The organism is Streptomyces nodosus (assembly GCF_008704995.1).
GTDB lineage: Bacteria > Actinomycetota > Actinomycetes > Streptomycetales > Streptomycetaceae > Streptomyces > Streptomyces nodosus.
Map to the genome: position 1 here is coordinate 660668 of NZ_CP023747.1, position 12548 is coordinate 673215.

Here is a 12548-nt window from a genome sequence, read left to right on the forward strand (position 1 = left end):
GTCTGCTCCATCACTTCGCGCTACAGGTCGGACTGGCCGTTGAGCGCGGCCCGCACCAGGTCTGCCACTGTCATCGAGTCGACGGACTCGCCGTCTTCGTCGTCGCCGGCCCCACCACCGCGTCCGGCGAGCTGGAGCAGCGGCTCCAGGACCCCGATCTCACGCAGTCGGTCGAGCGGGACGGAGGCCAGTACGGCCCTGATCTCGGTCTCCTCGTCGGACACGGCCGGCCCGGCCTCCTCGGGGGCGAGCCGGGCGAGGACGAACTCGCCCAGCGCCAGCGGCGTCGGGTGGTCGAAGACCAGCGTCGCGGGCAGGCTCAGACCGGTCTCGGCGCCGAGCTGGTTGCGCAGCTCGACCGCGCCCAGCGAGTCCACCCCGAGGTCCCGGAAGGACCGTTCGGCTCCGACGGCGTCGATGTCCGGGTAGCCGAGGACCTGCGCGGCACGGGTCCGTACCAGGTCCACGACGGTGTCCAGGCGGCGGGCCGGCGCCATGCCCGCCAGCCGGTCGGCGAGGGTGCCCTCCGGGGACGCCGGCGCCGCGGCGGCGACGGTCTCCCGGTAGCCGGGGAACTCCCGCAGCAGGGCGCTCGGCCGGGCGCCGCCGAAGGCGGAGGCGAACCGGTCGAGGTCGACCTCGGCGACCACCGCGGTCGGCTCCTTGCCGGTGACCAGCCGCAGCAGCGACTCCACGGCGAGGTCCGGGTCCATGGCGGCGACGCCGGCCCGGCGGGCCGCGTCGTCCGCGCCGTGGCCGTCGGCCATGCCGCCGCCGCCCCAGGCGCCCCAGGACACGGAGGTCGCGGGCAGGTTCTGCACCCGGCGGGCCTCGGCGAGGGCGTCCAGGACCGCGTTGGCCGCCGCGTAGTTGGCCTGGCCGGGGTTGCCGACCGCGGAGGAGGCGGACGAGAACAGGACGAACGCGGCCAGGTCGAGGTCGCGGGTCAGCTCGTCGAGGAGCAGCGCCGAGGTCACCTTCGCGCGGAACACCTTCTGGTACCGCTCCGGGGTGAGCCGGTCGATGACGCCGTCGTCGAGCACGCCCGCCGCGTGCAGCACCGCGGTCAGCGGCCGGTCGTCCGGGATCGCGTCCAGCACCGCGGCCAGCTGGCCCCGGTCGGAGGCGTCGCAGGCGGCGAGGGTGACGCCGGCGCCGAGCGTCTGGAGTTCGTCGCGCAGGGCGGTGGCGCCGGGCGCCTCGGCTCCGCGGCGGCTCAGCAGCACCAGGTGCTGGACGCCGTCCTTGGCCAGTCGGCGGGCCACATGGGCGCCGATGGCTCCGGTGCCGCCGGTGATCAGCACGGTGCCGGTCGGGTCCCAGGCGCCGCTCTGTCCGCGGTCCGGGGCCGGCACCAGGCGGCGGGCGAGGACGGCGGAGCCGCGCACGGCGACCTGGTCCTCCCCGTCGAGTCCGGCGAGGACGGCGGCGAGTCCGGCGGCGGCCCGTTCGTCGGCGCGCTCCGGCAGGTCCACCAGACCGCCCCAGCGGTTCGGGTACTCCAGCGCGGCCACCCGGCCCAGGCCCCACACGGCGGCCTGCAGCGGCCGACGCGGACGGTCGGAGCGGTTGGCGGACACGGCGCTGCGGGTGACGCACCACAGCGGGGCCTCGATCCCGGCGTCGCCGAGCGCCTGGAGCAGCGTGCCGGTGAGGGCGACGCCCTCCGGCACATCGCCGTGCACGGTCTCGCGCAGGGCCAGCAGGGAGACGACGCCGCCGAAGCGGGTGCCCTCCCCGGCGGCCTCCCGCAGGGTGGCGGCCATGGCCTCCCGGCCGTCGGCGCCGACCTCGGCGCGCACCACCCGGGTGCCCAGGGCGTCCAGCGCGGTCGTCACCCACGGGTCCTCGCCGAGGCCCTCGGGGACGACGGCCAGCCAGGTGCCGGTGAGCGGCTTGCGGTGGGCCATCGCCGCGCCGGTCAGCCGCTTCCAGACGATGCGGTGGCGCCAGCTGTCGAGCTGGGTCTCCTCGGAGGTGCGGCGACGCCAGTCGAGCAGCGCCGGCAGCACCTTGGACAGGGCGTCGCCCTCGACGTCGAGGACGGACTCCAGCGAGCCGAAGTCCTCCTGTGCGACGGCGTCCCAGAAGGCGCTGTCGGTGCCGTCGGCCTCCCCTGCGGTCGCGCCGCCCTGCGGGGCGGTGGGCAGGGTGTCCGGCCAGAACCGGCCGCGCTGGAAGGCGTAGGTCGGCAGGTCCAGCCAGGAGCCGGGGGCGGCGTCGAAGAAGGCGTCCCAGCGGGGTCCGGCGGCGTGTACGTGCAGCCGGCCGAGGGCGGCGACCAGGGTCTCCACCTCGTCGCGGTTGCGGCGCTGCGCGGGGATGCTCACGGTGTCCGGGGCGCTCTGCTCGGCCAGCGCGGACAGCACCGCGTCGGGGCCGAGTTCGAGGAGGACCCGGACGCCACGGCCGGCCAGTGCGGTGACGCCGTCGGCGAACCGGACGGTGCCGCGCACATGGCGCACCCAGTAGTCGGCGTCGCACAGTTCGTCGGCGCCCGCCACGTCGCCGGTCACGTTGGACACGACGGCGATGCGGGGTGCCTCGTAGCGCAGGCTCTCGGCGACCTTGCGGAACTCGGCGAGCATCGGGTCCATCAGCACCGAGTGGAAGGCGTGGCTGACCTTGAGGCGGGAGGTGCGGCGGCCACGCTCGGCGAGGACGGCGGCCACGGCGAGCACCGCGTCCTCCGCACCGGCGAGCACCACGGAGGTGGGGCCGTTGACCGCGGCGATCGACACCGCCTCGGTGAGTTCGGCGGCGACCTCCTGCTCGGTGGCCTCGACCGCGACCATGGCGCCGCCGCGCGGCAGGTCCTGCATCAGGCGGGCCCGTGCGGCGACCAGCCGGCAGGCGTCGTCCAGGGAGAGGACGCCCGCGACATGGGCGGCGGCGATCTCGCCGACGGAGTGTCCCGCGACGAAGTCCGGCGTCACTCCCCAGGACTCCACCAGGCGGTACAGGGCGACCTCGAAGGCGAACAGCGCGGGCTGGGTGTGCCCGGTCTCGTTCAGGGTCTCCTGGTCGCCGTGCCAGACGACGTCCCGCAGCGAGGCGCCGAGGTGGCCGTCGAGCCGGGCGAGGACCGCGTCGAACGCCTCGGCGAACGCCGGGAACCGCTCGTACAGGTCCCGGCCCATGCCGAGCTGCTGGGAGCCCTGTCCGGAGAAGAGCACGGCGTGCTTGCCGGTGCGCTCCACCTGGTGCTCGACGATGTGCGCGGCGGTGGTGCCCTCCGCGACGGCGGTGAGTCCGGCGATCAGGGCGTCCCGGTCGGCGGCGGTCACCGCGGCCCGGTGCTCGAAGACGGCGCGGGTGGTGGCCAGGGTGCGGGCCAGGTCGGTGACCGTCTCCTCGGGGTGTCCCGCCACATGGGCCAGAAGCTTGCGGGCCTGGGCGCGCAGCGCGTTCTGCGAGCGGCCGGACAGCAGGACCGGGACGGGCGAGCCGTCCTCGGCGGGCCGGGCACCCTCCACGGGCTGCCTGACGGGCTCCGGCTGCTCCAGGATCAGGTGGGCGTTGGTGCCGCTGGCCCCGAAGGAGGAGACGGCGGCCCGGCGCACCCGCTCCGACTCGGGCCAGGGGGTCAGCTCGGTGAGCAGGCGGGCGTTGCCCGCGGTCCAGTCGACGTGCGAGGAGGGGTTCTCGGTGTACAGCGAGCGCGGCAGCAGACCGTGCTGCATGGCGAGCACCATCTTGATGACGCCGCCGACACCGGACGCGGCCTGCGTGTGGCCGATGTTGGCCTTCAGCGAGCCGACGAGCACGGGCCGCTCGCGGTCCTGCCCGTAGGTGGCGAGCAGGGCCTGCGCCTCGATCGGGTCGCCGAGCTTGGTGCCGGTGCCGTGCGCCTCGACGGCGTCGACGTCGGCGGCCTCCAGGCGGGCGTTGGCGAGGGCCTGGCGGATGACGCGCTGCTGGGCGGGGCCGCTGGGCGCGGTCAGTCCGTTGGAGGCGCCGTCCTGGTTGATGGCGGAGCCGCGCAGCACGGCGAGCACCCGGTGGCCGTTGCGGCGGGCGTCGGACAGGCGCTCGACGACGAGCATGCCGACACCCTCCGACCAGCCGGTGCCGTTGGCGTCCTCGGAGAAGGCGCGGCAGCGGCCGTCGGGCGACAGCGCGCCCTGGGCGCTGAACTCGACGAAGCCGACCGGGGTGGCCATCACGGTGACACCGCCGGCCAGGGCGATCGAGCACTCGCCGGAGCGCAGGGCCTGGGCGGCCAGGTGCAGGGCGACCAGGGAGGAGGAGCAGGCGGTGTCGACGGACACCGTGGGGCCCTGGATGCCGAAGGTGTAGGCGAGGCGGCCGGACAGCAGGCTGGCGGACTGGGCGGTCTGCCACTGGCCGTACTCGGCCGGCGGCCGGTAGTCGCCGGAGCCGCCGCCGACGAAGACGCCGGTGGTGCCGCTGCCGCGCAGGGTGCCGGGGTCGATGCCGGCCCGCTCCAGGGCCTCCCAGGACGCCTCGAGCAGGATCCGCTGCTGCGGGTCCATCACCATGGCCTCGCGCGGCGAGACACCGAACAGACCGGGGTCGAAGTCGGTGGCGTCGTAGAGGAATCCGCCCTGGTCGGTGGCGCTGCGGCCCGGTCCGTCGCCGGCCAGGGCGTCGAGGTCCCAGCCGCGGTCGGCCGGGAAGTCGCCGACGGCGTCCACCTCGTCGAGGACGAGCTGCCAGAGGTCCTCGGGCGAGTTGACGCCTCCGGGGAAGCGGCAGGCCATGCCGACGATGACGATCGGGTCGTCGCCGGTGGCGGCGGGCGCGGCCACCGGGGCGGCGGTGTCCGTGGCGCCGCCGAGGAGTTCGGTGCGCAGGTGTGCGGCGAGCGCCGCGGGGTTGGGGTGGTCGAAGACCAGGGTCGCGGGCAGTGTGATGCCGGTGGCGGCGGTCAGCTGGTTGCGCAGGTCCACGGCGGTCAGCGAGTCGAAGCCGAGGTCCCGGAAGGGCAGGTCGGGTTCGACGAGCGTGGTGTCCGCGTGGCCGAGGACCAAGGCGGCCTTCTCGCTGACCAGGGCGAGCAGGATGTCGTCCCGGTCGGCGGCGGGCTGCTCCAGGAGCCACCGGCCGTAGCCGTCGGAGGCGGTGGCCCCCTCGGCACGGTCGCGGGCCGCGCCGGCGAGGGCGGTCCTGGCCTCGGGCAGGCCGTCGAAGAGTGCGGTCGGCCGGGTCTCGTGGTGCGCCGGGGCGAAGGTGTCCCAGCGGACGTCGGCGACGGTGACCGCGGCGGAGCCGTCGGCGACGGCACCGGCGAGGGCGGTCAGGGCGGCGTCGGCGTCCATCACCGGCAGGCCGTTCATCCGCAGATGGGCGGTGGTCGACGGGTCGGTCAGCTCGGCCCAGGCGTTCCAGGAGACGGCCAGCGCGGGCGTCCCCTCGGCGCGCAGGGCGCGGGCGAGGGCGTCCACATAGGCGCCTTCCGCGGCCTCGTCGGTGTGGCCGCGCACGCCCCAGACCCCGGCGACGGAGCCGAAGAGCACGAACGCGTCCAGGGAGCGGCCGGTGGCGGCCTCGGCGAGGGTGTCCACCGGGGCGAGGGCGGCGGCCGGGCCGTCCGCCGGGGTGTCGTCGGCGTACACGACCGCGGTGAGGCCGGTCAGTCCGTCCAGGAGGGCGCGGGCCGCGTCCCGGTCGCCGCCGTCGTACGGGGCGACGGTGACCTCGGCGCCGAGCCGGCCGAGTTCGGCCCTCAGCTCCTCGGTGTCGGTGGCACTGTCGGCCGGGGAGGTGGTCAGCACCAGGCGGGCGGCGCCCTCGCGGGCGAGCCAGCGGGCGGCGCGGGCGCCCATGGCGCGGGTGCCGCCGACGACCAGGACGGTGCCGTGCGGGCGCCATCCGGAGTCGCCGGGGGCGACGGCGGTGCGCACCAGGCGGCGGCCGAAGAGACCGGTGGCGCGGACGGCGATCTGGTCCTCGCCGCCGGGCTCGGCCAGGTGGGCGGCGAGCAGGGCAGCGGTGGCGGCGTCGGCGTCGGGCGCGAGGTCGGCGAGGCCGCCGAAGCGCTCGGGGTGCTCAAGGGCGGCGACCCGGCCCATGCCCCAGAGGGCGGCCTGGCCGACGGCGGCGGGTGCCTCCCCGGCGACGGAGACGGCGCCGCGGGTGACGCACCACAGCGGGGCGTCGACGCCGGCGGCCTCGAGGGCCTCCAGGACGGCGGCCGGTGCGGCGTCGGGGGCCGGCAGGGTGCCGGTGCCCGCGGCGAGCAGCGAGACCACGACGGTCCAGCCGGCCGGGTCCAGTGTCCCGGCAGGTGACGTTTGCCCGTCCAGGAGCGGCGTCCGGTGCGTGCTCTCGGTGTGCCGGCCGGAAGTCCCCGTACTGGACGTACTCGGGCTTTCGGCCGGTGCGGCGAGAGTGCGTGCCGGGCGTCGCGACGGGGCGAACGTCGCCTGTTGGGGCACTAGGTCCGCGAGTTCCCGGGCGAGGGAGCCGGAGGTCCCGTCCACGACGAGCGGGTCGGCGCCCAGGGCGGCGACCAGGGTCTCCGCCCAGTCCGTGCCGGCGTGTTCGGCGGGCACCAGGGCCAGGACGCGGCCGGCTCCCGCGGAGTGCGCCGGGGTGCCGAGCGCGGTCCAGCTCTCGTGGTAGCGCCAGTCGCGGGCGGTGGAGCGGGCGTCGGTGCGGCGGCGCCAGGCGGACAGCGCGGGCACCATCGTGGTGACGGTGTCGCCGTCCAGGCCCAGGGAGGCCGTGAGGCTCTCCAGGTCCTCCCGCTCGACGGCGGCCCAGAAGGCGGCGTCGACGGGGTCCTGGACGCCGGTGGCGCCGGGCGCGGCGGGCTCGGGCCAGTAGCGCTCGCGCTGGAAGGCGTACGTCGGCAGTTCGACGCGGTGTCCGCCGGTGCCGGCGAACCAGGCGGTCCAGTCGGGTCCGGCGCCCTGGGTGTGCAGGGTGGCCAGGCCCTCCAGGAGGGTGGTCTCCTCGGAGCGGTCGCGGCGCTGGAGCGCGACGACGGTGGCAGGTGCCTCGTCGCCGGACGCGTCCAGGGTCTGCTGGGCGGCGGCGGTGAGCTGTCCGTCCGGACCGATCTCGACGAAGGTGGTGACACCGTCCTCGCGCAGCGCCCGGACGCCGTCGGCGAACCGTACGGTCTCGCGGACGTGCCGCACCCAGTAGCCGGGGGTGAGGAGTTCGGCTCCGGCGGGTACGCCGGTCACCGTGGAGACCAGCGGGATGACGGGCTCGTGGTAGGTGAGGGACTCCGCGACCCGGGCGAAGGCGGTGAGCATCGGGTCCATGAGCGGCGAGTGGAAGGCATGGCTCACCCGCAGCCGGGTGGTCTTGCGGTCCTGCGCCTCGAAGTGCGCGGCGATCGCGGCGACTTCGGCCTCGTCACCGGCGACGACCACCGCCGAAGGACCGTTGACCGCCGCGACGGAGACGCGCTCCGTCAGATGCGGGGCGACCTCCTCCTCGGTGGCGCGCACCGCGAGCATCGCACCGCCCCGCGGCAGCTCCTGCATCAGGGAGGCGCGGGCGGCGACCAGCGCGCACGCGTCCTCCAGCGAGAACACCCCGGCGACATGCGCGGCGGCGATCTCACCGATGGAGTGACCGGCGACCTGGTCGGGGGTCAGGCCCCACGACTCCACGAGGCGGTGGAGGGCGACCTCGACGGCGAACAGCGCGGGCTGGGTCCAGCCGGTCTCGTTCAGCCGCTCGGCCTCGGGCGTGCCCGGCTCGGCGAACAGGACCTCCCGCAGCGAGAAGTCCAGCGCGGTGTCGAACTGCGCGAGGACCGTGTCCAGCGCGTCGGCGAACGCCGGGTACCGCTCGTAGAGTTCGCGGCCCATCAGGGCGCGCTGGGCGCCCTGGCCGGAGAACAGGAAGGCGGTACGGCCCCGGGTGCGGGACGCGACCGAACGAGCCGCCTCGCGCACCCCGTCGGGGCCGGCCAGCAGCACGGCGCGGTGCGGGAAGAGGGTGCGGTCGGTGGCCAGGGAGCGGCCGACGTCCAGCGGGGAGAGCTCCGGGCGGGCGGCGGCGTACGCGGTGAGCCGGTCGACCTGGTCCTGGAGCGCCTCGCGGCTGCGGCCGGAGACGATCCACGGGACGGTGGTGACCTCGGCGGCGGGGGCGGGCTCCTCGGTGGGCTCGACCACGGGCTCGTCGATGGGAGCCTGCTCCACGATGACATGCGCATTGGTGCCGCTGACGCCGAAGGCGGAGACACCGGCGCGCCTCGGCCGTCCGGTCTCGGGCCAGTCGCGCTCCTCGGTGAGCAGCGACACCGCGCCGCTGCTCCAGTCGACATGGCTGGTGGGGCTGGTGACGTGCAGGGTGCGCGGCAGGGTGCCGTGCTGCATCGCCAGCAGCATCTTGATGACGCCGGCGACGCCCGCGGCGGCCTGGGTGTGGCCGATGTTGGACTTGACGGTGCCGAGCAGCAGCGGCTGGTCGGTGTCCCGGCCCGGGCCGTAGGTGTTGAGGAGGGCCTGCGCCTCGATCGGGTCGCCGAGGGTGGTGCCGGTGCCGTGCGCCTCGACCGCGTCGATCTCGGACGGCGCGAGACGGGCGTCCGCGAGGGCCTGGCGGATGACGCGCTGCTGGGACGGGCCGTTGGGGGCGGTCAGTCCGTTGGAGGCGCCGTCCTGGTTGACGGCGGTGCCGCGGATGATGCCGCGGACCTCGTGGCCGTTGCGGATCGCGTCGGAGAGCCGCTCCAGGACCAGGATGCCGACGCCCTCGGACCAGGCGGTGCCGTCGGCGTCGTCGGAGAACGGCTTGCAGTGGCCGTCGGGGGCCAGGCCGCCCTGGGTGCTGAACTCGACGAAGGAGTCGGGGGTCGACATCACCGAGACGCCGCCCGCGACGACGAGGTCGCACTCGCCGGCGCTCAGCGCGTGGCCCGCCCAGTGCAGGGCGACCAGCGAGGAGGAGCAGGCGGTGTCGATGGTGACTGCGGGGCCCTCCAGGCCGAGGGCGTAGGAGAGGCGGCCGGACATCACGCTGGCGGTGTTGCCGGTGGCGACATAGCCGGAGACGTCCGAGGTCGAGCGGCGCAGCAGGTTCGGGTAGTCCTGGCCGTTGGTGCCGACGAACACACCGGTGGTGGAGCCGCGCAGCGCGGCCGGGTCGATGCCGGCCCGCTCCAGGGCCTCCCAGGTGGTCTCGAGCAGCAGTCGCTGCTGCGGGTCCATGGCGAGCGCCTCGCGGGGCGAGATGCCGAAGAAGCGGGCGTCGAAGTCGGCGACCTGGGCGAGGAATCCGCCGTGCAGGGTGTCGGAGGCGCCGGCGCCGAGGGCCGCGATGTCCCAGTTGCGGTCGTCGGGGAAGCCGGTGATGCCGTCGCGGCCCTCCGCCAGCAGCTGCCACAGCTCCTCGGGCGTGCTCACGCCGCCGGGGAAGCGGCAGGCGAGGCCGACGACCGCGATCGGGTCCTCGTCGACGGCCCGGGTGGCGACCGCGTGGGCGGTGGACTCCGGGAGCGAGCCGAGGAGTTCGGCGAGCAGGAAGTCCGCCATCTCGCGCGGCGTCGGGTGGTCGTAGACGAGGGAGGCGGGCAGGCTCAGGCCGGTGAGGGCGTTGAGCGCGTTGCGCAGCTCCAGGACGGTGAGCGAGTCGAAGCCGAGGTCCCGGAAGGCCAGGTCGTCGTCGACGGTGCGGGCGTCGGAGTGGCCGAGGACGGCCGCCACCTGGGTACGCAGCAGATCGAGGACATGTGCGTGGCGCTCCTCGGCGGGCAGGCCGGCGAGCTGCTCGCGCAGGCCTGAGCCGGTGCCGGCGGCCGCCGCCGGGGCGTTGGCGCCCGCCGTCTCCGGGAGGTCGGCGACGAGCGGCAGCGGGCGGGCCGACGCGAAGGCGCGCAGGAAGCGTTCCCAGTCGATGTCGGCGACGGCGACGGAGGTGTCGCCGTTGTCGACGGCGCGCAGCAGCGCGGCGACACCGGAGGCGGGGTCGAGCGGTTCGAATCCGCCGCGGCGCACCCGGGCGGCGATCTCGGCGGCGTCGGCGACCATGCCGGAGCCGGCCCAGGGTCCCCAGGCCACGGACAGGGCGGGCAGGCCCTGGGCGCGGCGCTGCTCGGCGAGGGCGTCGAGCTGGGAGTTGGCGGCGGCGTAGTTGCCCTGTCCGGCGGCGCCGATCAGGCCGGCGGTCGAGGAGAACAGGACGAACGCGGCGAGGTCGTGGCCGGCGGTGAGGTCGTGCAGATGGCGGGCGGCGACCGTCTTGGCATGCAGGACGGTGGCGAAGCTCTCCGGGGTCAGCTCGTCCACCACATGGTCGTCGACGACGCCCGCGGTGTGGAAGACGGCGGTGAGGGGCGCGTCCTCGGGCACCGTGGCGAGGAGTGCGGCGAGCGCGTCGCGGTCGGCGGCGTCGCAGGCGGCGATCGTGACACGGGCGCCCGACTCCTCCAGTTCGGCGCGGAGTTCGCCGGCGCCGGGGGCGTCGGGGCCGCGGCGGCTGGTGAGCAGCAGATGGGCGGCGCCGTCGCGGGCGAGGCGGCGGGCGAGGTGTCCGCCGATGCCGCCGGTGCCGCCGGTGATCAGGACGGTGCCGGCCGCCGGGTCGAAGGCGGAGCCGACGGTGTCGGCGGCGGGGCTGTGGGCGAGCCGGCGCAGGAAGACGCCGCTGGCGCGGACGGCGACGGCGTCCTCGCCGTCGGCGGCGGCCAGGATCCCGCGCAGCCGTCGGGCGGCCTGGGTGTCGAGGTCCTCCGGGAGGTCGACGCTGCCGCCGACGCGGGCGGGCAGTTCGAGGGCGGCGGCGCGGAACAGGCCCCATACGGCGGCCTGTTCGGGTGCCGTGACCTGCTCGGAGCGGCCGACGGCGACGGCTCCGCGGGTGATGTTCCACAGCGGGGCGTCGATACGGGCGTCGCCGAGCGCCTGGAGGGCGGTGGCGGTGAGGGTGAGCGCGGCCGGGGCGCCGGGGTGTCCGGCGTCACCGGGCGCCAGCGCCAGCAGCGACAGCACACCCTGGAAGGTGTCGCCGTCGGCGGCCTCGGTGAGCCGGGCGGCGAGGGCGGCGCGGTCGGTGCCGGTGACCTCCACGCGGACGGTGGCGGTGGCGAGGGCGGCCTCGACATCGGCGGCCCAGGCGGCGGTGGCCTCGTCGCGGTGCTCGGCCGGGACCAGGACGAGCCAGCGTCCGGTGGGTGCGGCGCCGGGGGCGCCGCCGCGCGGCTTCCAGGTGACGCGGTAGCGCCAGGAGTCGAGCGCGGACTGTTCGCCGCGGCGCTGCCGCCAGGCGGTGAGCGCCGGGACCATCGCGGTGACGGTCGCGTCGTCCAGGCCGAGGGAGGCGGTGAGCGAGGCGACGTCGGCGTGTTCCACCGCGGCCCAGAACTCGGCGTCCAGTGCGGAGCCGGGGGCGGGGGCGGTGATGCCGGCCGCGGTGGTGTCGGGCCAGTACCGCTCGCGCTGGAAGGCGTAGGTGGGCAGGGCCACCCGGCGGGCGCCGCTGCCCTGGAACCAGGCGGTCCAGTCGACGTCGAAGCCATGGGCGTGGGCCGCGGCGACGGCGGTGACCAGGGCCTGCTCCTCCGGGCGGTCGCCGCGCAGGGTGGGCAGCAGCGCCGTGCGGGAGGCGTCGGTGAGGCTCTCGCGGGCCATGCCGCTGAGCACACCGTCGGGGCCGAGCTCCAGGAAGGTCTGGACGCCGCCCTGGGTGGACAGCCAGCCGATGCCGTCGGCGAAGCGCACGGCGGAGCGGACGTGGGAGACCCAGTAGTCGGCGGTGCACACCTGCTCGGGGGCGGCGAGGGTGCCGGTCACATTGGAGACGAACGGGATCGACGGCGCGTGGTACGTGAGAGCACGGGCCACGGCGGCGAAGTCGTCCAGCATCGGGTCCATGAGCGGCGAGTGGAAGGCATGGCTCACCCGCAGACGCTTGGTGCGGCGCCCCTGTTCGGCGAAGTGCGCGGCGAGGGCGAGCACGGGCTCCTCCTCGCCGGCGACGACGACGGACCGGGGCCCGTTGACGGCGGCCACGGAGACCTGGTCGGCGAGGCCCTCCAGGTGCGGCAGCACCTCGTCCTCGGCGGCCTCCAGGGCGACCATCGCGCCGCCCTCGGGCAGTGCCTGCATCAGCCGGCCGCGGGCGGCCACCAGGGTGCACGCGTCGTCGAGGTCGAGGACGCCGGCGACATGCGCGGCGGCGATCTCGCCGACGGAGTGCCCGGCCAGGTAGTCGGGGGTCACGCCCCACGACTCCAGCAGCCGGAACAGCGCCACTTCGAGGGCGAACAGCGCGGGCTGTGCGTAGCCGGTGCGGTGGAGCAGGGCGGCGTCCTGGGAGCCCTCGGCGGCGAACAGCACGTCGCGCAGGGGGCGTTCGGTGGTGCCGTCGATCCGGGCGAGCACCGCGTCCAGGGCGTCGGCGAACACCGGGTGGCGTTCGTAGAGTTCGCGGCCCATGCCAAGGCGCTGGCTGCCCTGTCCGGTGAACAGGAAGGCGGTGCGTCCGCGGCCGGTGCGGCCCTGGACGAGTCCGGCGCCGGGCAGTCCGTCGCGCAGTGCGGTCAGACCGCGCACCAGTGCCTCGTGGTCGTCGGCGACGACCGCGGCACGGTGCTCGAGGGCGGCGCGCGAGGTGGCGAG

The 12548-nt window shown here is 75.8% G+C and carries 1 protein-coding gene (cut by a window edge); it reads right to left on the reverse strand.

Annotation, left to right across the window (positions count from 1 at the left end):
• Nucleotides 1-20: 20 nt before the first annotated feature.
• Nucleotides 21-12548 carry the end of a type I polyketide synthase gene (locus tag CP978_RS03085; RefSeq protein WP_150478135.1) on the reverse strand. It continues 16005 nt past the right edge of the window, so 12528 of the gene's 28533 nt are visible here — the last part of the coding sequence; its start codon lies off the right edge, out of view — the gene reads right to left on this strand; it ends in the stop codon at nucleotides 21-23.